Below are 666 nucleotides of genomic sequence, written 5' to 3' on the forward strand. Positions count from 1 at the left end.
GCAGCAAGGCTTGCTTCGTTTAGGGCAGGGTAGCTAATGAGTCTTGCACAGTACACGGCATTATCGTCGGACGCTCCGGTTAAAGCGGCAGCAAAAGAAAACAGTGGCATTGCGCCAAACCCAACGGATAAGAACAGCGCGTCTTCACTTCAAAATGAGTTCATCTCTTTGATGGTGGCGCAAATTCAAAACCAAGATCCGTTAAACCCGTTAGATGGCACAGAGTACGTCGGTCAGTTGGCGCAGTTCTCTCAAGTTCAAAGTACCGAGAACATGTCGAAGGTCATGCAAAACAGCATGGTGCTACTCGACAACATGCAAGTGCTATCGACCGCTGGTTTGGTTGGTCAAACGGTTTACGTGAATTCAAAAGAATTCGAACTGGGTGATGGTGCGCAAAACGGCAAAATCGAACTGAGTCACGGTTCAAACCAAGTGACTTTAGTTGTGAAAGATCAGTTCGGTCAGAAGACGAACGTACCACTTGGCGCTCACGGCGCTGGTGACGTTGAGTTCTCAATCAATCCAGAAGAGCTTGGCTTAAAGCCGGGCAAATACACGGTATCTGTAGAAGTTCAAGAAGGCCAAGCGAGCCCGAATGTTCTACTGGCTGGCACTGTTGAACAGGTTCGTATTCCGAGTTCAGGTGGCGCAGCATTGGTCAAT

Annotated in this window: 1 protein-coding gene; it reads left to right on the forward strand. The window is 48.8% G+C overall.

The annotated features are described in order from the left end of the window. Nucleotides 1-36: 36 nt before the first annotated feature. On the forward strand, nt 37-666 hold a 630-nt coding region (gene flgD, locus R7093_RS25895), incomplete at its 3' end, for a flagellar hook assembly protein FlgD (protein ID WP_318147104.1).

The sequence above is a fragment of the Vibrio sp. 1580 genome (genome assembly GCF_033340055.1).